19 protein-coding genes are annotated in these 18,977 nt (G+C 65.2%); 17 read left to right on the top strand and 2 right to left on the bottom strand.

Features of this window, described 5'->3' with window-relative positions:
• Nucleotides 1–46 precede the first annotated feature (46 nt).
• The 17 genes from QW868_RS15885 (at nt 47) to QW868_RS15805 (ending at nt 17,454) form a co-directional block, all read left to right on the top strand.
• On the top strand, nt 47–3,187 hold the full coding sequence (locus tag QW868_RS15885; RefSeq protein WP_316230900.1) for an efflux RND transporter permease subunit: 3,141 nt from the start codon (nt 47–49) through the stop codon (nt 3,185–3,187).
• Between the two features lie 24 nt (nt 3,188–3,211).
• On the top strand, nt 3,212–3,820 hold the full coding sequence (locus QW868_RS15880) for a TetR/AcrR family transcriptional regulator (RefSeq protein WP_315785723.1): 609 nt from the start codon (nt 3,212–3,214) through the stop codon (nt 3,818–3,820).
• 123 nt (nt 3,821–3,943) lie between these two features.
• Nucleotides 3,944–4,567: a flavin reductase family protein gene (locus tag QW868_RS15875; RefSeq protein ID WP_316230899.1), complete on the top strand. Its 624-nt coding sequence runs from the start codon at nt 3,944–3,946 to the stop codon at nt 4,565–4,567.
• A gap of 51 nt (nt 4,568–4,618) precedes the next feature.
• Nucleotides 4,619–5,047: an acyl-CoA thioesterase gene (locus tag QW868_RS15870; RefSeq protein WP_315756980.1), complete on the top strand. Its 429-nt coding sequence runs from the start codon at nt 4,619–4,621 to the stop codon at nt 5,045–5,047.
• 369 nt (nt 5,048–5,416) lie between these two features.
• Complete coding sequence (locus tag QW868_RS15865) at nt 5,417–5,659, top strand: hypothetical protein (RefSeq protein ID WP_315738400.1); 243 nt, start codon at nt 5,417–5,419, stop codon at nt 5,657–5,659.
• Between the two features lie 160 nt (nt 5,660–5,819).
• Nucleotides 5,820–6,011 (top strand): hypothetical protein, encoded by a 192-nt coding sequence (locus QW868_RS15860; protein WP_315738399.1) that lies wholly within the window; start codon nt 5,820–5,822, stop codon nt 6,009–6,011.
• Between the two features lie 158 nt (nt 6,012–6,169).
• On the top strand, nt 6,170–7,003 hold the full coding sequence (locus QW868_RS15855) for a DeoR/GlpR family DNA-binding transcription regulator (protein ID WP_315773407.1): 834 nt from the start codon (nt 6,170–6,172) through the stop codon (nt 7,001–7,003).
• A 153-nt stretch (nt 7,004–7,156) separates the two neighbouring features.
• On the top strand, nt 7,157–8,710 hold the full coding sequence (gene glpD, locus QW868_RS15850) for a glycerol-3-phosphate dehydrogenase (protein ID WP_316230898.1): 1,554 nt from the start codon (nt 7,157–7,159) through the stop codon (nt 8,708–8,710).
• A complete protein-coding gene (locus tag QW868_RS15845; RefSeq protein WP_315738396.1) occupies nt 8,707–9,789 on the top strand; it encodes an ABC transporter ATP-binding protein in 1,083 nt (360 codons plus the stop codon). The genes glpD and QW868_RS15845 overlap by 4 nt, the downstream gene beginning before the upstream one ends.
• A 12-nt stretch (nt 9,790–9,801) precedes the next feature.
• Nucleotides 9,802–10,884, top strand: coding sequence for an ABC transporter ATP-binding protein (locus QW868_RS15840; protein ID WP_316230897.1), 1,083 nt, complete (start codon nt 9,802–9,804; stop codon nt 10,882–10,884).
• Nucleotides 10,885–10,887: 3 nt separating this feature from the next.
• Complete coding sequence (locus QW868_RS15835; protein ID WP_316230896.1) at nt 10,888–11,790, top strand: sugar ABC transporter permease; 903 nt, start codon at nt 10,888–10,890, stop codon at nt 11,788–11,790.
• Nucleotides 11,790–12,596 (top strand): carbohydrate ABC transporter permease, encoded by an 807-nt coding sequence (locus QW868_RS15830; protein ID WP_315796815.1) that lies wholly within the window; start codon nt 11,790–11,792, stop codon nt 12,594–12,596. Before QW868_RS15835 ends, QW868_RS15830 begins: the two co-directional genes overlap by 1 nt.
• A 187-nt stretch (nt 12,597–12,783) precedes the next feature.
• On the top strand, nt 12,784–13,113 hold the full coding sequence (locus QW868_RS15825) for a DUF2160 domain-containing protein (RefSeq protein ID WP_315738392.1): 330 nt from the start codon (nt 12,784–12,786) through the stop codon (nt 13,111–13,113).
• A gap of 119 nt (nt 13,114–13,232) precedes the next feature.
• Complete coding sequence (locus QW868_RS15820; RefSeq protein WP_316230912.1) at nt 13,233–14,975, top strand: ABC transporter substrate-binding protein; 1,743 nt, start codon at nt 13,233–13,235, stop codon at nt 14,973–14,975.
• A gap of 335 nt (nt 14,976–15,310) precedes the next feature.
• Complete coding sequence (gene exbB, locus QW868_RS15815; RefSeq protein ID WP_315773416.1) at nt 15,311–16,087, top strand: tonB-system energizer ExbB; 777 nt, start codon at nt 15,311–15,313, stop codon at nt 16,085–16,087.
• 3 nt (nt 16,088–16,090) lie between these two features.
• Nucleotides 16,091–16,516, top strand: coding sequence for a TonB system transport protein ExbD (gene exbD, locus QW868_RS15810; protein WP_315738390.1), 426 nt, complete (start codon nt 16,091–16,093; stop codon nt 16,514–16,516).
• Nucleotides 16,513–17,454 carry a TonB family protein gene (locus tag QW868_RS15805; protein WP_316230895.1) on the top strand — a complete coding sequence of 314 codons (942 nt, stop codon included), beginning with the start codon at nt 16,513–16,515 and terminating at the stop codon, nt 17,452–17,454. Before exbD ends, QW868_RS15805 begins: the two co-directional genes overlap by 4 nt.
• Before the next feature lie 43 nt (nt 17,455–17,497).
• On the opposite strand, the gene QW868_RS15800 is transcribed toward QW868_RS15805, so the two are convergent.
• Both QW868_RS15800 and QW868_RS15795 read right to left on the bottom strand, forming a co-directional pair.
• The gene (locus QW868_RS15800) at nt 17,498–17,839 is read right to left on the bottom strand and encodes a hypothetical protein (protein ID WP_315717331.1); all 342 of its coding nucleotides are present in this window, start codon (nt 17,837–17,839) and stop codon (nt 17,498–17,500) included.
• A 48-nt stretch (nt 17,840–17,887) separates the two neighbouring features.
• Nucleotides 17,888–18,730 carry a hypothetical protein gene (locus tag QW868_RS15795; RefSeq protein WP_315776116.1) on the bottom strand — a complete coding sequence of 281 codons (843 nt, stop codon included), beginning with the start codon at nt 18,728–18,730 and terminating at the stop codon, nt 17,888–17,890.
• Nucleotides 18,731–18,977: the final 247 nt, after the last annotated feature.

The raw sequence follows: 18,977 nt of genomic DNA, 5'->3' as shown, positions 1-18,977 counted from the left end.
AACAGCAACGGCTCGGACCAGTGATATCGAATCTCGGAGAGCACCCATGAAGCGGTTCAACCTGTCGGCCTGGGCGGTCAATCATCCGCCGCTGGTGCTGTTCCTGATCGTCGCGCTCGGCGTCGCCGGCTTCTTCTCCTATCAGAAGCTCGGCCGCGCCGAAGATCCGTTCTTCACCGTCAAGGTCGTCAACGTCTCGGTGATGTGGCCCGGCGCCACGGCGACTGAGATGCAGAGCCAGGTCGCCGACCCCATCGAGAAGAAGCTGCAGGAGCTGCCTTACTTCGAGAAGGTGCAGACCTATTCGAAGCCGGCCTTCACCGCGATGCAGGTGACCTTCCGCGATTCGACCCCGCCGGCCCAGGTGCCGCACCTGTTCTATCTGATCCGCAAGAAGCTCGACGACGTGCAGTCGTCGCTGCCGTCGGGCATCATCGGTCCGTTCGTCAATGACGAGTTCTCCGACGTCGATTCCATCCTGTTCATGATGACCGGCGACGGCGCCGACTATGCGCAGCTGAAGAAGACCGCCGAAGGCCTGCGCCAGCGCCTGCTGAAGGTCGCCGGCGTCACCAAGGTCAATCTCTACGGCACCCAGGACGAGCGCATCTATGTCGAGTTCAGCCATGCCAAGCTCGCCACCCTCGGCATCACGCCGCAGGCGCTGTTCGATTCGCTTGCCAAGCAGAACAATGTGACTCCGGCCGGCACGGTCGAAACTTCGTCGCAGCGCGTGCCGCTGCGTGTCACCGGCGCGCTCGACGGCGCCAAGGCGGTCGCGGAGACGCCGGTCGAAAGCAACGGACGCGTGTTCCGGCTCGGCGATATCGCCACCGTCAGCCACGGCTTCGTCGATCCGCCGAGCTTCAAGGTGCGGCAGGAGGGCAAGCCCGCGCTCGGCATCGGCGTCGTCACCGCCAAGGAGGCCAATATCCTGGAGCTCGGCAAGGACGTCCACGCCGCCGCCGACGACTTCATGAAGGCCGTGCCGCAGGGCATCGAGATCGAGCAGATCGCCGACCAGCCCAAGGTGGTCGAGCACGCCGTCAGCGAGTTCGTGCACTCGTTCGTCGAAGCGCTGGTGATCGTGCTGTTCGTGTCGTTCCTGGCGCTCGGCTGGCGCACCGGCATCGTCGTGGCACTGTCGGTGCCGCTGGTGCTCGGGCTCGTCTTCATCGTCATGAACATCATGGGGCTCAACCTGCATCGCATCTCGCTCGGAGCCCTCATCATCGCGCTCGGCCTCCTGGTGGACGATGCCATCATCGCGGTCGAGATGATGGTGGTGAAGATGGAGCAGGGCTGGGACCGGATGCGCGCTGCGTCCTTTGCCTGGGAATCCACCGCGTTCCCGATGCTGACCGGAACCCTGGTCACGGCCGCCGGCTTCCTGCCGATCGGCTTCGCCAATTCGGCCGTCGGCGAATATGCCGGCAGCATCTTCTGGATCGTCGCCATCGCGCTGGTCGCGTCCTGGTTCGTCGCCGTGATCTTCACGCCCTATATCGGTGTCAAGCTGCTGCCCGACATGAAGGCCCATCACGGCCATGACGAGCACGCGGTCTACGACACGCGCATGTATCGCGGCCTGCGCGCCATCGTGCGCTGGTGCGTCACGCATCGCATCACCACCGTCGCCGCGACGGTCGGCGTCTTCGCGGCATCGATCGTGGCCTTCGGCCATGTCCAGCAGCAGTTCTTTCCGCTGTCGGAGCGGCCCGAGCTGTTCTTGCAGCTGCGGCTGCCGGAGGGCACCGCCTTCAGCGTCACCGAGAAGGCGGCACGCAAGGCCGAAGCGCTCTTGAAGGACGACAAGGACATCGAGACCTACACCGCCTATGTCGGGCAGGGCTCGCCGCGCTTCTGGCTCGGTCTCAACCCGCAACTGCCGAACGAAGCCTTCGCCGAGATCGTGATCGTCGCCAAGGACGTCGCCGCGCGCGAGCGCATCAAGGCCAAGATCGAGACCGCGGCTGCGAATGGCGAGCTGAACGAAGCGCGCGTCCGGGTCGATCGCTTCAATTTCGGTCCGCCGGTCGGCTTCCCCGTCCAGTTCCGCATCATCGGCCCCGATGCGGCCAAGGTGCGCGAGATCGCCTACCAGGTGCGCGACGTCATGCGCCAGAACCCGAACGTCAGGGATCCGCAGCTCGACTGGAACGAGCAGTCGCCCTACCTCAAGCTGGTCGTCGACCAGGATCGTGCCCGCGCACTTGGCCTGACCCCGCAGGACGTGTCGCAATCGCTGGCGATGCTGATCTCCGGCGTGCAGGTCACGACCATCCGCGACGGCATCGAGAAGGTCGGCGTCGTCGCGCGTGCGGCGCCGTCCGAGCGGCTGGATCTCGCCCATGTCGGCGATCTCACCATCACCTCGAAGAACGGCATCGCGGTGCCGCTGCAGCAGATCGCCAGGATCGAGTATTCCCACGAGGAGCCGATCCTGTGGCGGCGCAACCGCGACATGGCGATCACCGTGCGCGCCGACGTGGCGGACGGGGTCCAGGCGCCCGATGTCACCAACCAGATCTCGCCGAAGCTACAGGATATCCGTAACCACCTCGAGCCCGCCTACCGGATCGAGGCCGGCGGCGCGTTCGAGGAATCCGCCAAGGGCAATGCCTCGATCTTCGTGCTGTTTCCGCTGATGGTCATCGTGATGCTGACCCTGCTGATGATCCAGCTGCAGAGCTTCTCGCGGCTGATCCTGGTGTTCCTGACCGCGCCGCTCGGCATTGTCGGTGCCTCACTCGGGCTCAATGTCGCCAACGCGCCGTTCGGCTTCGTGGCGCTGCTTGGCCTGATTGCGCTTGCCGGCATGATCATGCGCAACGCGGTGATCCTGGTCGATCAGATCGAGACCGACGTCGCCCATGGTCTGACCCGCAAGGACGCGATCATCGAGGCCACGGTGCGCCGCGCCCGGCCCGTGGTGCTCACCGCGCTGGCCGCGATCCTCGCCATGATCCCGCTGTCGCGCTCGGCGTTCTGGGGCCCGATGGCGATCACCATCATGGGCGGGTTGTTCGTTGCAACCTTTCTCACGCTGCTGTACTTGCCAGGATTGTATGCCCTATGGTTCCGCAAGAGCCTGGACGAGCGCGGAGCGAAGGACGCGGATCATTCCGCAACGCAGCACGTTGACGTGCCGAGGCCCGCGCTTCCTTTGGCCGAGGCCGCCGAATGAAGGACCAACAAGATCGCAGGCATGATGACCCTGGTTTCCGACCATATCGAATCCGATACGCACGAACGCATTCTCGTCGTTGCTGAGCGTCTGTTTCGACAGATCGGCTACCAGAAGACGACCGTCGCCGACATCGCCAAGGAGCTCCGCATGAGCCCGGCGAATGTCTACCGGTTCTTCGATTCCAAGAAGGCGATCCACCGGGGTGTCGCCCGCACGCTGATGGCGCAGGTCGAGGCGGCTGCCATCGCGATCGCGGAGCGGGCAGGGCCTGCGGCGCCGCGGCTGGGCGAACTGCTCGGCACCATTCATCGCATGAACACCGAGCGCTATGTCGGCGACAACAAGTTGCACGAGATGGTCGCGGTGGCGATGGAGGAGAGCTGGGACGTCTGCGAGGCGCACATGCTGCTGATCACCGAGATCATCGGCCGCGTGATCGGGCAGGGCGCGGCCTCCGGCGAATTCGCCGTCACCGATCTGCCGCTGGCTGCAAAATGTGCGACGACCGCGATGATGCGCTTCTTCCATCCGCAGATGATCGCGCAATGCGCGACCAAGCCGGGCCCGACGGTCGACGAGATGATCGATTTCGTGCTGGCAGGGCTTGGTTCCAGGGGCGCTGCAAGCTAAGTTCGCCGTCATTCGAGCGAAGCGACCTGTCCGCCATAGCCCAAAGGGCGACGGCGGAAGCAATCCAGGGCGGCGTGTGCGGCTCTCGCTTGCGCTCCGCGCAATGACGGAAGGGACGGCCGCGTGACTGAACGGGATCTGCATTTCTACGAACCGAAGAACGGCCACGGCCTGCGCCACGATCCCTTCAATGCCATCGTCGCGCCCCGTCCGATCGGCTGGATCTCGTCGCGCGATCCGGACGGTCACGTCAATCTCGCCCCCTACAGCTTCTTCAACGCCTTTAACTACACGCCGCCGATCATCGGCTTCTCCTCGACGCAGTGGAAGGACTCGGTCGCCAACATCCAGGACACCGGCGAGTTCGTCTGGAATCTGGTGACGCGCGACCTGGCGACGCAGATGAATGCGACCGCCGCGCATGTCGCGCGCGAGGTCGACGAGTTCAAGCTCGCGGGCGTCACGCCGGTGCCGTGCAAATTCGTCAACGTGCCGCGGGTCGGCGAAAGCCCCGTGGCGTTCGAATGCAAAGTGACGCAGATCATTCAGCTGCAGGGCGCCGATGGCGCCAGGGCGCAGGCCTGGCTGACGCTCGGCGAGGTGGTCGGCGTGCATATCGACAAGACGCTGATCAAGGACGGGGTCTATCAGACTGCGCTGGCGCATCCGATCGTCCGCGCCGGCCGTCGCGGCGACTATTTCGAGATCATGCAGGAGGCGATGTTCGAAATGGCGAGGCCCGACTGATGGTCTTGCTCGACGCCTCTTGAACGCTCCCGCAATTGGAGACCATCCGACGTGACCGAAGCGACCGTCCATGCCGCGCTGTCCGCGCCGACCGAGCCCCGCGGCGATCTCTGCATCCGCACCCTGGCGATGCCGGCCGATACCAATGCCAATGGCGACATCTTCGGCGGCTGGCTGCTCAGCCAGATGGATGTCGGCGGCGGCGTGTACGCCGCCAAGGTCGCGAAGTCGCGCACGGTGACGGTCGCGATCGAGGCGATGAACTTTCGCAAGGCGGTCTATGTCGGCGATCTCGTTTCGGTCTATGCGCATCTCGTCCGCGTCGGCCGCACCTCGATGACGGTGCGTCTCGAAGCCTGGGTGCTGCGCCGGAAGGAGGAGCAGCCGATCCTCGTCACCGACGGCAACTTCACCTACGTCTCGATCGACGACGACGGCCGGCCGCAGCCGATCCGGCGCGACGGGGCGACCACGGCCTGATCGCAATCTTGGTCTGCCGCCAAAATAACACCAGTTAATGCCCGGCATATGCCACTCGCTTGGCATAGGAACCGTGATCCGGCGGCGCGCGCTCATTCGAGCTCGCGTTTGCGGCGTCTGTGCCGATCAATCTCGCGCGATGTAGGCCTTGTCCACAGGGCAGGCGTGTTTACGATATTTGCAAGTTCTGGTTGCTTGGAGGCGCGATGCCGCGTCTCTGCCTCATTGCGCGCTTCGAGTGGCGCATCGGACGGGCATCGAGGTTGGTAGTCCGCTTCCGATCAACAAGGCCAAAAGGGCCAGCCGGAAAAAAATGCCGGCACAGGGAAATGGCGGGGCGCGGTGCGCGAACAGGGTGGGAGGAAGTCCATGTCGGACGTCGACGAGAAACTGATCTTGCAGGTCCTGAAGAAGCTGCAGCAGCGGCTTCTCCACGCCGAGCGCAGGATTTGTGTCTACGAGAATCAGCTCAGTGCGTTTCGTGAAGATCAAGTCGAGGTGTTGAAGGATCTGCGCACCATCTATCAGTTGCTCGGTCAGCATCACGATCGCATCGGCGGGGCCGATGCGTCGCTGCGCAGGCCGACGCTCGTCCCGAATGATCCACGCTGATTCGGCCGTGTCGTGACGGCGAAGGCGCGTGCAGCGCAGCCAACATAACATCCACACAATTTCCTGTTGGCATGCAGATCGGATAGCCGGCGGCTCCAGGACCGGAACGTTCGTCATAGAGCTCCGTTATACGCCCCGGAATGAACGACGGGATTTCGCAATGTCCGACACCTATATCATCGAGGTCAGCTCCCAGGCGGCGGGGATCGTCGTCCGCGATCGTGGCGGCTTCCGCTTCTTCGCGGCGTCCCACCGCTTCAATGCCCTCGAGGGCCAGGTGTTTCGCAATGCCCGCGAAGCCGAACGCGCCGCGCTTCGGCTCGTGACCGGCGAGCTGAGCGCAGCCGCCTGAGCGAGCTTGGCGCACGCGGCCGCCGGCGCACGTCAGCCGGACCGTGCCGCGCCGGACGTGCTCCGAGCCGGCGATTGCTGCGATGCGCCCAATGCTTCGCCGATTGACGCTTGACTCGATCAGCATCACCATGGTGCAGCTTGTCCTGAAAGCTTGCCATGGCCGTCCTTTCCCAACGCCAGACCGACATCCTTAACATCGCCCGCGCCTCCGGCCGCGTCATGGTGGAGGATCTCGCGCGCCGCTTCGAAGTCTCGGCCCAGACCATCCGCAAGGACCTCAATGATCTGTGCGAGCAGCGCGCGCTGACGCGCATCCATGGCGGCGCCATCATCGCCTCCGGCGTCGAGAATCTCGCCTACGAGGCGCGGCGCTTCGTCGCTGCCGACGAGAAGAAGGCGATCGGCGCGGTCGCCGCCGCGCGGATTCCGAACGGCTCCTCGCTCTTCATCAACATCGGCACCACGACGGAGGAGGTGGCGAGCGCCCTGTCGTCGCACCAGGACCTGCTCGTCATCACCAACAATCTCAACGTCGCGATGCTGCTCTATCCGCATCCGCGCATCGAGGTGATCGTGGCCGGCGGCACCGTGCGACGCTCGGATGGCGGCGTGATCGGATCGACGGCGACGCAGCTGATCGGCCAGTTCAAGGTCGACTACGCGATCATCGGCGCATCCGCGATCGACGAGGAGGGCGCGCTGCTCGACTTCGACTATCGCGAGGTGCAGGTCGCCCAGGCCATCATCGCCAATGCCCGCAGCGTGATGCTGGTCGCCGATTCCACCAAGCTTCATCGCAGCGCGCCGGTGCGCATCGCCCATCTCAGCCAGATCCAGACCTTCGTCACCGACCGGCCACTGCCGGACGGACTGGCCAGCCTCTGCCATAGCCGCGGCATCGAGGTGGTCTCGGCGATGCCCGCCGCCGACGCCGACGACGCCGCGGAGGCAACCGAAACGGCGGGGTCCGCCGTGCTCCGCCGCGCCTGACTTTCCGCCACTCTCGCAGGCTCCTTGATCCCGGTTTGGGCAGGTTTTGCCCAATCGCGGCCCAACATGCGAATTTCGATTTGCTTTCACTTTCGTTTGTGTTTAACTCGAAACCGAAAGTGAAATCGCCACAGTCAAGGCGATTGCCGGGGGATGCGTCTGTTGGAGCGGATCTACGACCTCGCCATTATCGGAGGCGGCGTGAACGGTTGCGGCATCGCGCGCGATGCGGCCGGACGCGGAAATTCCGTTTTCCTTTGTGAAATGAATGATCTGGCGAGCGGAACCTCGTCCTGGTCCACCAAGCTCGTGCATGGCGGCCTGCGCTATCTCGAATATTACGAGTTCCGGCTGGTCCGCGAGGCGCTGATCGAGCGCGAAATCCTGTGGCAGATCGCGCCCCACATCATCCGCCCGTTGCGTTTCGTGCTGCCGCATCATTCGGGCCTGCGCCCGGCCTGGCTGCTGCGCCTCGGCCTGTTCCTCTATGATCATCTCGGCGGCCGCAAGCTGCTGCCGCCGACGCGGTCGGTGAACCTGCGCAGCGACGAGGTCGGCCGCCCCTTGATCCCCGGGCGCTACAGCCAGGGCTTCGAATATTCCGACTGCTTCGTCGACGATGCGCGTCTGGTCGTGCTGACCGCGCGCGATGCCGTCGACCGCGGCGCCGTCATCCGCACCCGCACGCGCGCGATCGAAATCCGGCAGGATGGCAGCCATTGGCTGGTCACCACCGAGAACACGCAGACCGCCGAGCGCGAGACCATCAAGGCGCGCGCGCTGGTCAATGCCGCCGGTCCCTGGGTCGAGCAGGTGCTGGCGACCGGCGCCGGCGTCAATGCGAAAGCGAAAGTGCGGCTGGTGCAGGGGTCGCACATCGTGGTGCGCAAGCTCTATGACCACGACCGCGCCTACATCTTCCAGAACGCCGACGGCCGCATCATCTTCGCCATTCCCTATCAGCAGGATTTCACGCTGATCGGCACCACCGATCGCGACTATCAGGGCGATCCGGCCAAGGTGAAGGCGACCGACGAGGAGATCGCCTATCTCTGCGCCGCGCTCGGGGAATATCTCGCCAAGCCGGTGACGCCGGCCGACGTGGTGTGGAGCTATTCCGGCGTGCGTCCGCTCTATGACGATGGCGCCAGCGAGGCCAAGGCGGCGACCCGCGACTACGTGTTCGAGCTCGATACGCCCGGCGGCTTGCCGCTGCTGTCGATCTATGGCGGCAAGATCACCACCTACCGGCGCCTGTCGGAAGAGGCGCTGGAGCGTCTCGCGCCCTATGTGAAAGGTGGCAAGGCGGAGGAGGGGTGGACCGGCAAGGCGCCGCTGCCCGGCGGCGACATGAAGGTTTCGGCCGTTGCGCCGTTGATTGCGGATCTCCGCAAGATCTATCCGTTCCTGTCGGATGCACATGCGAAGCGGATCGCCCATGCCTATGGCACGCGGGCTGCGGCCATGCTCGCCGGTGCGACATCTTTGGCCGATCTCGGCCAGGATTTCGGTGGCACCTTGACGGAGCGTGAAGTCAGGTACCTGATGACGAACGAGTGGGCGTTGACGGCCGAGGACATCGTGTGGCGTCGATCGAAGCTGGGGTTGCGGATGTCGGCGGCTGAGATCGCCGCGCTCGATGCGTGGATCACAGCCAATCGCGAGCGCTCCGCCGTGCCGGCGCGTGAGGCGGGAGGGCGCGCATGAGCGTCACGCTCGATCACGTCTCCCGAATCGTCGACGGCGTGACCACCATTCGCGACGTCTCGCTGACGTTGCAGCGCGGCACGCTGAGCGTGCTGCTCGGGCCAACGCTGTCCGGCAAGACCTCGATCATGCGACTGCTCGCCGGCCTCGACCGGCCGACCACGGGGCGGGTGCTGGTCGACGGCAAGGACGTCACCGGCGCCGACGTGCGGCAGCGCTCGGTCGCGATGGTCTATCAGCAGTTCATCAACTATCCCTCGCTCTCGGTCTATGAGAACATCGCCTCGCCGCTGCGCGTGCAAGGCAAGTCGCGCCAGGAGATCGAGAAGCGCGTGGCGGAAGCCGCCCGGCTGCTGCGGCTCGAGCCCTATCTGAAGCGCACGCCGCTGCAGCTCTCCGGCGGCCAGCAGCAGCGCACGGCGATTGCGCGCGCACTGGTGAAGGGGGCGGACCTCGTGCTGCTGGACGAGCCGCTCGCCAATCTCGACTACAAGCTGCGCGAGGAACTGCGGACCGAGCTGCCGCGCATCTTCGAGGCCTCGGGCGCGATCTTCGTCTACGCCACCACCGAGCCGTCGGAGGCGCTGCTGCTCGGTGGCCGCACCATCTGCATGTGGGAAGGGCAGGCGCTACAGGCCGGCGATACCGCGGCCGTGTATCGCCGACCCGACACCTTACGTGTCGGCCAGGTATTCTCGGATCCGCCGATGAACACGGTCGAGATCCAGAAGCGCGGCGAGAGCGTGGAGTATGCCGGCGGGGTCAAGGCGCCGGCGGTCGGCCTCTATGCTGATCTGCCCGATGGCGCCTACCGCGTCGGCTTCCGCCCGCATCAACTCGGGCTTGGCAAAGGCGACGGCAGCCACGGCCGCCATGCCTTTCCTGCGACCGTCTCGGTCACCGAGATCACGGGATCGGAGAGCTTCGTGCATCTGACGCGCGACGGCATGAACTGGGTCTCCGTGCTGCACGGCGTCCATGAATACGAGCCCGGCGAGATCCTCGACGCGGTGCTCGATCCGTCCAATGTGTTCGTGTTCGACGCCGGCGACCGCCTGGTCGCCGCGCCGGCGATCTGAGGGAGATGCCGCATGGCCCGCATTGACCTCGTCGATCTCGCCCACGCCTACAACGGCAACAGCGGCGATATCGAGAGCTACGCGCTGAAGCCGGTGACGATGACCTGGCGCCAGGGCGGCGCCTATGCGCTGCTCGGCCCGTCCGGCTGCGGAAAGACCACGCTGCTCAACCTGATCTCCGGCATCCTGACGCCCTCGCACGGCAAGATCCTGTTCGACGGCAAGGACATCACCAAAGCCTCGACCCGCGAACGCAACATCGCGCAGGTGTTCCAGTTTCCGGTCATCTACGACACGATGACGGTGGGCGAAAATCTTGCGTTTCCTCTGAAGAACCGCGGCGTGCCAAGGGCCGAGATCGACAAGCGCGTTGCAGAGATCGCGCGTCTGCTCGATCTCACACCGTACCTCAACCGCAAGGCCACGCGCTTGACCGCCGACGCCAAGCAGAAGATCTCGCTCGGCCGCGGCCTGGTGCGCTCCGACGTCGCCGCCGTCTTGTTCGACGAGCCGCTGACCGTGATCGATCCCGAGCTGAAATGGCAGCTGCGCTCCAAGCTGAAGGCGCTGCATCGCGAACTCGACCTGACGATGATCTACGTCACCCACGATCAGACCGAGGCGCTGACCTTCGCCGACACCGTCGTCGTGATGCATGACGGCCGCGTCGTGCAGAGCGGCACGCCGGCCGAGCTGTTCGACAAGCCCGCGCATACGTTCGTGGGCTATTTCATCGGCTCGCCCGGCATGAACATCCTCTCGGCCGAGGTGAAGGGACGTGAAGCCCGCATCGACGGTCACACCCTGACGCTGGCGCGCAGCTACGACGCGTTGCCGGCCGGAGCCAAGATCGAGATCGGCGTCCGTCCGGAATTCGTCGATGTCGCTCAGCCCGGACCCGACCTGCTCGATGCCAATATCGAGCGCGTCGACGATCTCGGCCGCATCCGCTTCGCGCGCGTTCGTGTCGGCGACGTCAAGTTCGCCGCGCGACTGCCGGCCGGCTTCTCGCCGCAGGGCTCGGCGATCGGGCTGAAGTTCAATCCAGCCTATGTCCATGTCTATGCCGACAGCCGTCTCGTCGAGGGAGCCTGAGTGATGGACAAGACCATCAACAACAAGGCCTGGTTCCTGGTGCTGCCGGTGTTCCTGCTGGTGGCGTTCTCCGCCATCCTGCCGCTGATGACGGTCGTGAACTATTCGATGCAGGACACGTTCGGCAACAACCAGTTCTTCTGGAACGGTGTCGGCTGGTTCAAGGAGCTGCTCGATCCCTCGACCGATCTCGGCGGCCGCTTCCTCGCCTCGCTCGGGCGCAACCTGATCTTCTCGCTCGCAATTCTGGCCATCGAGGTGCCGCTCGGCATCGTCGTGGCGCTGTCGATGCCGCGGGGCGGATGGACCGTGGCCTTCTGCCTCGTCGTGCTGGCGCTGCCGCTCTTGATTCCGTGGAATGTGGTCGGCACCATCTGGCAGATTTTCGGCCGGCCCGACATCGGCCTGCTTGGCTATGCGTTGACGAGCATAGGCATCGACTACAATTACGTGTCCAACGATCTCGATGCCTGGGCCACCGTCATCGTGATGGACGTGTGGCACTGGACCAGCCTGGTGGCGCTGCTGTGCTATGCCGGCCTGAAGTCGATCCCCGACGCCTATTCTCAGGCTGCGCAGATCGACGGCGCCTCGCGCTGGGCGGTGTTTACCGCAATCCAGCTGCCAAAGATGCATCGCGTGCTGCTGATCGCCGTGCTGCTGCGCTTCATGGACAGCTTCATGATCTACACCGAGCCGTTCGTCGTCACCGGCGGCGGACCGGGCAATTCGACGACCTTCATCTCGATCGAGCTCGTCAAGATCGCGCTCGGCCAGTTCGACCTCGGCAAAGCGGCGGCGCTATCGCTGGTCTACAATCTGATCATCCTGATCGTGTGTTGGGTGTTCTACACCATCATGACCAATGCCGGCGCCGAGCGCCGGCCGGTGAAAGGGGGCGCGTGATGAACACCATTCCGGGCCGTCGCATCATCATCTCGCTGTTCCTGGTCTTCCTGCTGTTGCCGATCTACTGGCTCGTCAACATGAGTTTCAAGACCAACAACGAGATCGTCACAACGATGACGCTCTGGCCGCATCAGCCGACGCTGGCCAACTACATGCGCATCTTCACCGACGAGAGCTGGTATTCCGGCTACATCAACTCGCTGAAATACGTGATCCTCAACACGGTGATCTCGATCCTCGTGGCGCTGCCGGCGGCCTATGCGTTCTCGCGCTACCGCTTCCTCGGCGACAAGCACCTGTTCTTCTGGCTGCTGTCGAACCGCATGGCGCCGGCCGCGGTCTACGCGCTGCCGTTCTTCAATCTGTACTCGGCGATCGGCCTGTTCGATACGCCGTGGGCGGTCGCGCTGGCGCATTGCATCTTCAACGTTCCGCTCGCGGTCTGGATCCTCGAGGGCTTCGTGTCCTCGGTCCCGCGTGAGATCGACGAGACCGCGTTCCTCGACGGCTATTCGTTCCCGCGCTTCTTCGTGAAGATCCTGGTGCCGCTGATCGCGAGCGGCATCGGCGTCGCCGCCTTCTTCTGCTTCATGTTCTCCTGGGTCGAGCTGCTGCTCGCGCGCACGCTGACCTCGGTCTATGCCAAGCCGATCTCGGCGGTGATGACCCGGACCGTGTCGGCGTCCGGCATGGATTGGGGCCTGCTCGCGGCTGCCGGCGTGCTGACCATCATCCCGGGCGCGCTCGTCATCTGGTTCGTCCGCAACTACATCGCGCGCGGCTTCGCGCTGGGGCGGGTGTGATGATGCAGACGATCCGCGACGGCCTCCGTTCCGCCTCCCCCGCTTGCGGGGGAGGCCGTATCGCATCGCCAGATGCGATACGGGTGGGGGTATCTCTTCTCTTGGGCAGTCGGACTCGCGGCGCCCCCACCCCAACCCTCCCCCGCAAGCGGGGGAGGGGGTCCATTATCGCCTGGAGCTGATAGCCATGGACAGCATCGCATGGATGGCCTGGACTGCGCCGACGGCGATCTTCTTCGCCGCGCTGGCCTGCACCCTCGGCGTCATGACGCTACTCGCCGCGCGCTATCCCGAGGCCGAGCGCGTCGGCGTGCTGCGCATTCCGACCACGCGCGGCGACCGTCTGTTCATCTCGCTGATCTCGGCCGCCGTCATTCACCTCGTCTGGATCGGGCTTGTCGGCACCGACACGATCGCGACCCTGCCGGTCGGCGAGGACAGTTTTGAGGTTTCGAGCCTGTGGCTCGCGACCGCAATTTCGCTTGCATCCGCCGTTGCGATCTTTCGCACCGTCTGAGGCAGGCGAGGAAGGGCAGATCCGGGGGCAACCCGGACCTGGATACGTCGCTCAAGGAGGAAAGCATGCGACACTTGAAACCTAGGAAGCATCACCTGACCAAGGCAAGCTATCTCGCGATGACCAGCGCTGCCGCGCTGTTCGCCGCGACCATGACGCTGTCCGTGCCGGCGCTTGCCGACGACGCCACGATCCAGAAGTGGATCGACAGCGAATTCCAGCCCTCGACGCTCTCGAAAGAAGATCAGCTGAAGGAGCTGCAGTGGCTGGCCAAGGCCGCCGAGCCCTTCAAGGGCATGGAGATCAACGTCGTCTCCGAGACCATCACCACGCATGAGTACGAAGCCAAGACGCTCGCCAAGGCGTTCAGCGAGATCACCGGCATCAAGCTCAAGCACGACATCATCCAGGAAGGTGACGTCGTCGAGAAGCTGCAGACCCAGATGCAGTCCGGCAAGAACGTCTATGACGGCTGGATCAACGACTCCGACCTGATCGGCACCCACTTCCGCTACGGCCAGACCATCGCGCTGTCGGACTACATGAAGGGCGAGGGCAAGGACGTCACCGACCCCTATCTCGACGTCAACGACTTCATCGGCAAGTCGTTCACGACCGCTCCGGACGGCAAGCTCTATCAGCTGCCCGACCAGCAGTTCGCCAACCTGTATTGGTTCCGCTACGACTGGTTCACCAATCCGGACTACAAGGCCAAGTTCAAGGCCAAGTATGGCTACGACCTCGGCGTGCCCGTGAACTGGTCGGCCTATGAGGACATCGCCGAGTTCTTCACCAACGACATCAAGGAGATCAACGGCGTCAAGGTCTATGGCCACATGGACTATGGCAAGAAGGATCCCTCGCTCGGCTGGCGCTTCACCGACGCCTGGCTGTCGATGGCCGGCAACGGCGACAAGGGCATCCCGAACGGCCTGCCGGTCGACGAATGGGGCATCCGCATGGAAGGCTGCCGTCCGGTCGGCTCCTCGGTCGAGCGCGGTGGCGACACCAACGGTCCGGCGGCGGTCTACTCGATCACCAAATATCTCGACTGGATGAAGAAGTACGCGCCGCCGCAGGCGCAGGGCATGACCTTCTCCGAGGCTGGCCCGGTGCCCGCGCAGGGCAACGTCGCCCAGCAGATCTTCTGGTACACCGCCTTCACCGCCGACATGGTGAAGCCGGGTCTGCCGGTCGTGAACGCTGACGGCACGCCGAAGTGGCGCATGGCTCCGTCGCCGCACGGCGCCTACTGGAAGGAAGGCATGAAGCTAGGCTATCAGGACGCGGGCTCGCTCACGCTGCTGAAGTCGACCCCGCCGGATCGCCGCAAGGCCGCCTGGCTGTACCTGCAGTTCATCGTCTCCAAGACGGTCAGCTTGAAGAAGAGCCATGTCGGTCTCACCTTCATCCGTGAATCCGACATCTGGGACAAGTCGTTCACCGAGCGTGCGCCGAAGCTCGGCGGCCTCGTCGAGTTCTACCGCTCGCCCGCACGCGTGCAGTGGACCCCGACCGGCAACAACGTGCCCGACTATCCGAAGCTGGCGCAACTGTGGTGGCAGAACATCGGCGATGCGTCGTCCGGTGCGAAGACGCCGCAGGCCGCGATGGATGCGCTCGCAGCCGCCCAGGACTCCGTCCTCGAGCGTCTCGAGAAGTCCAAGGTCCAGGGCGAGTGCGGTCCGAAGCTGAACAAGAAGGAATCGGCCGAGTTCTGGTTCAACAAGTCGGCCAAGGACGGTAACATCGCTCCGCAGCGCAAGCTCGCGAACGAGAAGCCGAAGGGCGAGACGATCGACTACGACACCCTGATCAAGTCGTGGCCGGCCACCCCGCCGAAGCGCGCTGAGGCGAAGTGAGCGCACGCTCTAAAGTCGTCGTCCGGCTCGACCGGGCAATCCCATCACGAAGGCCGGGAGCAATCCCGGCCTTTTCTTTTGGCCCAGAGGTGAGGGGCTTCCCGTTCCATTCGGGAATTATTCCAGGATCGCATGGGACAACTTCCACGCAGCAAGTGCCTTGAAGCCGGTGGGGACAGGCGGCACTCTTTGACGATCGGGATTGTCGCGATCTTCGCCGTGACTTTGCCCCAACGACACGAAACAACAAGGCCTCGACACGATCCGGCATGGCCCCATGCGATCCACGCCGGGATCGTGATCACCAACCACGGGGCCACCGAGGGAGTACGGCCATGGATCAGGCGCACATCGCCAATATCGCGAGCACGCTGCCGGAGGCGTTGTCGCCCTGGACCATGTTCATGCAGGCCGACATCGTCGTGAAGGCGGTGATGATCGGGCTGGCGCTGGCTTCAGTTGCAACCTGGACCGTTCTGGTGGTGAAGACGATCCAACTCCGCGCGGCACTGCGCACCTCGCGCAGCGCGCTCGGCATCGCGATGGCCGCGCGCGCGCTGTCGGATGCGACGGGGCGCATTTCCGCCGACGACGGTGTGGTCGGCCGGCTGCTGGCCGTCGCCGATGACGAAATCGACAAGTCGCGTGGCCTTCCCGCCGACGGCATCAAGGAGCGCGTCTCCTGGCAGTTCGAGCGGATCGAGGCGGCGGCGGTGGCGCGCATCGGCCGCGGCATCGGCATTCTCGCCACGGTCGGCGCGGTCGGGCCGTTCGTCGGCCTGTTCGGCACGGTCTGGGGCATCATGAACAGCTTCATCGGCATCTCGCATGCGCATACGACCAACCTCGCGGTGGTGGCGCCGGGCATTGCGGAAGCGCTGCTCGCAACCGCCTTCGGCCTCGCCGCCGCGATTCCCGCGGTCGTGATCTACAACCTGTTCGCGCGCGCCACCGGCGGCTATCGCGCCGTCATCGCCGATGCGTCGGTGGCGGTGATGCGCCTGCTCAGCCGCGATCTCGATCGTCAGCACGCCGGGCCCGCCGAAACGCGGCGCAGCGCCATCCGCGCCGTCGAGGCGCCGATGCTGTCGATCGCCAATCCGGCGGAGTGAGTCATGGCCGTCAAGCTTGCCCGGCGCCCCGACGAGTTCGAGGAGACGCACGACATCAACGTGACGCCGTTCATCGACGTCATGCTGGTGCTCCTGATCATCTTCATGGTCGCCGCGCCGCTCGCCACGGTCGACGTCCCGGTCAACCTGCCGGCGATCTCGGCCGAGCCGCAGCCGCGCGCGGAGACGCCGGTCTTCGTCACCTTCAAGGCCGACCGCTCGCTCGCCGTTGGCGACCAGAGCGTGGCGCAGGCCGACATCGCCGCCTCGCTCGATGCCGCCACCAAGTCCGATCACGAGCAGCGCGTGCTGCTGCGCGCCGATCAGACGCTGCCCTATGGCGAGGTGATGGCGCTGATGAACACGCTGCGCCGTGCCGGCTACACCAAGGTGGCGCTCGTCGCCCTGGAAGACCGGGGCGCGCAGTGAGCGTCCTCACGCTCGATCCGTTCGAATACGAGCAGCGCCGGGAGCGGACGCTGTGGACCATCGCCGCGCTGGTGGTGGGCGGGCTGCATGTCGGGCTCGCCGTCGGCTATCTGCTGCTGCGTCCCGCGCCGCAGGGACGTGCCCAGGCGCCGGCCTTCGACGTCGTGTTCACCCCGGCGGTGGTGAGCGAGCCGGCGCCGACGGCGCAGGATGCGCCGGCGTCCGAGCCGCCGCCGGTGGAGCCGCCGAAGGACGAGCCGGTGAAGGACGACCCGGTCGCGCGCGAGGCCGTCGCTGAGCCTGTCCCGCCGGCTCCCTCCGAGCCGGAGCCGCAGGTCATGGCGCAGCCGGAGCCGGTGCCGGATGTCATTCCCTCGCCGGAGCCCGCGCCACAGGTCGCGCTCGCGCCCGAGCCGCCGCGTGCAGACGATGTTATTTTGCCGCCGCCGCCACCACCGAAACCGATCGAGGCGATACCGCCGGAGCCGAAGCCCGTTCCCGAGCGTGTCGAGCGCAAGCCAGTGGAGAAGAAGGAGACGAAGGAGAGGGCCGAGAGGAAGCCCGCACCGCCGAAGCCGGCTGCGGCGCCGGCGGCCCGGCCTTCACGTGTCGCGTCGGCGCCCAATCCCGGCGAGGACAGCGTCGGGGCGCGCGAGGGCCAGGCCAGTTGGAACGCCGAGGTGGTGGCGCAGATCCGCCGCGCCGCAGCCTATCCCTCCGACGGCAATGGCGCGAGCGGCACCGTCATGCTGAACGTCGTGATCGATCGCAACGGACGGCTGCTGTCGCGACGGCTCGCTGGAAGCTCGGGCTCGCCGGCGCTGGACCGCGCGGCGATGGGCATCATCGAACGCGCCGCGCCGTTCCCGCGCTTTCCGCCGGCGATGGCTCAGGCGCAGGTCTCGCGCACGGTCCCCCTCCATCTGAGGCCGCGCTGAACGCGGCGCCATCCAGGGCGATATCGGTGCCGCCGCGTGCCGCCTATTTGCTGCACTCGGTCAGATCCGTATCGCGCACGACGAACTGCGCGCCTTCCTTGAGTTCGATGTTCTTGGCGACGCAGGTGCGGCCGCCCTTTTCGGACAGCTTGATGTCGTAGCGGCCGGACTTCACGCCGACCAGCGTCATGCGCTCATTGTGGTCGACCTCGCCCTCGTCGTCGTTCTTGCACTGGTCGGCGCCCCAGGTTTTGGTGCCGGCGGCCGCCAGGTACATTTTCACGATGGTCTGGCCGGTGCGGTTGAGGAAGCGCGGGCCGTCCTCGGCGGACGCGGCGGAGCCGGCAAGCATGAGAAGCGCGCAGGCGGTGACGAGGCGACGCATGACGAGTGTCCTTTTCTTATGATTGGTCATGGGATGAAGGCGCGCGGATCAGAAATCCTTGCCGATGCTGGTCTTGACGGCAAGGCCGCGCGAGGCGTTGGTCAGGCCGTAGCCGACGCCGAAGCTGAGCTCGAAGCCCTTGAAGCGGGTGTCGGCGACTGCGTAGAGCGTCTGCATCTGCTGATTCCAGGGCAGGATGTAGCCGAACGGTCCGAGATTGGAGAAGTGTTCGATACCGATGGTCCAGCGATCGCTGAGGCGCTTGACGAAGCGCACCGAGGGCTCGAAGGCCGAGCCGGCGCCGTCGATGCCGAAGGTCATGTTGGCGTTGAAGATGAGCTGATAGTCGTTGGGCAGGTTGACGCCGATGATCGGCGTGAACATCTGCGCCACCCGCGGCGTGGCCTCCTGCACGAAGCGCGGCGCGCCGGGCTGGCCGGCTCCGGCCTTGTTGGCGACCCACAGGTCTGGCGTCAGGCCGCCCTGCGGCGCCAGGATGGTGCGTGACACCAGGCCGAGGAAGACGGTGCGCTCAAGCCGGTCGCCCTGGATGAAGGTCTGGCGAATGGTGACGCCGCCGGACTGAAATGAATAGCCGGGCACGCCATTGTCCATCACATTGCCAAGCGCCATCGGCACATTGGTGCGGGCAAAGGCGTAAGGCGAGGTCAACGCGATCTCGTACCATTCGGTCGGCGAGTAGCCGATCTCGGTCTCGCCGGTGACCGCACGCTGCGGCACGCGGCGTCCGCCGTTCTGTTGCGGATTGAAGGTTGTCAGATAGCCGAAGCGCTGTTCGACCTGGAAATGTCCGGGCGAGGCGGGGTCATTGCCCTGGATCTCCTCGGCCGCTGCACCGAACGGCGCGAGAACGAGAGCACCGGCAGCCATGTACAATCGCGATCGTCTTCTTGCACTCCTGGCGATGCCGTTCGGCTGCATGTCCCCGCGCTCCCTTCAACTGATGAGCTAACGAGTCGGCGGGGCGAAAACATGCGGGCCTGTCGGCTGAAAGATGACGCGATCGGGAAACGATCAGTCGTTGAATGCCGCAATTGCTCCGGCCCTTCCTGTCTCGATGAGGAATAGGGATGTTTTGCCAAGTCGAACGGGACATTTTGACCGGGACAATATGGCG

Origin of the sequence: Bradyrhizobium sp. SZCCHNR1051 (assembly GCF_032489615.1) — a bacterium.
Lineage (GTDB): Bacteria > Pseudomonadota > Alphaproteobacteria > Rhizobiales > Xanthobacteraceae > Bradyrhizobium.
Note: the sequence above shows the minus strand (reverse complement) of the source record. Positions and strands in the feature narration are given on the sequence as shown.

Bases quoted from the DNA above. Each gene is read 5' to 3' on its own strand.
- exbB (WP_315773416.1), top strand. From the start codon at position 15,311: ATGGATCAGGCGCACATCGCCAATATCGCGAGCACGCTGCCGGAGGCG.
- QW868_RS15865 (WP_315738400.1), top strand. From the start codon at position 5,417: ATGTCGGACGTCGACGAGAAACTGATCTTGCAGGTCCTGAAGAAGCTG.
- QW868_RS15830 (WP_315796815.1), top strand. From the start codon at position 11,790: ATGAACACCATTCCGGGCCGTCGCATCATCATCTCGCTGTTCCTGGTC.
- QW868_RS15800 (WP_315717331.1), bottom strand. From the start codon at position 17,839: ATGCGTCGCCTCGTCACCGCCTGCGCGCTTCTCATGCTTGCCGGCTCC.
- QW868_RS15840 (WP_316230897.1), top strand. From the start codon at position 9,802: ATGGCCCGCATTGACCTCGTCGATCTCGCCCACGCCTACAACGGCAAC.
- exbD (WP_315738390.1), top strand. From the start codon at position 16,091: ATGGCCGTCAAGCTTGCCCGGCGCCCCGACGAGTTCGAGGAGACGCAC.
- QW868_RS15825 (WP_315738392.1), top strand. From the start codon at position 12,784: ATGGACAGCATCGCATGGATGGCCTGGACTGCGCCGACGGCGATCTTC.
- QW868_RS15835 (WP_316230896.1), top strand. From the start codon at position 10,888: ATGGACAAGACCATCAACAACAAGGCCTGGTTCCTGGTGCTGCCGGTG.
- glpD (WP_316230898.1), top strand. From the start codon at position 7,157: ATGCGTCTGTTGGAGCGGATCTACGACCTCGCCATTATCGGAGGCGGC.
- QW868_RS15795 (WP_315776116.1), bottom strand. From the start codon at position 18,730: ATGGCTGCCGGTGCTCTCGTTCTCGCGCCGTTCGGTGCAGCGGCCGAG.
- QW868_RS15820 (WP_316230912.1), top strand. From the start codon at position 13,233: ATGACCAGCGCTGCCGCGCTGTTCGCCGCGACCATGACGCTGTCCGTG.
- QW868_RS15845 (WP_315738396.1), top strand. From the start codon at position 8,707: ATGAGCGTCACGCTCGATCACGTCTCCCGAATCGTCGACGGCGTGACC.
- QW868_RS15885 (WP_316230900.1), top strand. From the start codon at position 47: ATGAAGCGGTTCAACCTGTCGGCCTGGGCGGTCAATCATCCGCCGCTG.
- QW868_RS15860 (WP_315738399.1), top strand. From the start codon at position 5,820: ATGTCCGACACCTATATCATCGAGGTCAGCTCCCAGGCGGCGGGGATC.
- QW868_RS15855 (WP_315773407.1), top strand. From the start codon at position 6,170: ATGGCCGTCCTTTCCCAACGCCAGACCGACATCCTTAACATCGCCCGC.
- QW868_RS15880 (WP_315785723.1), top strand. From the start codon at position 3,212: ATGACCCTGGTTTCCGACCATATCGAATCCGATACGCACGAACGCATT.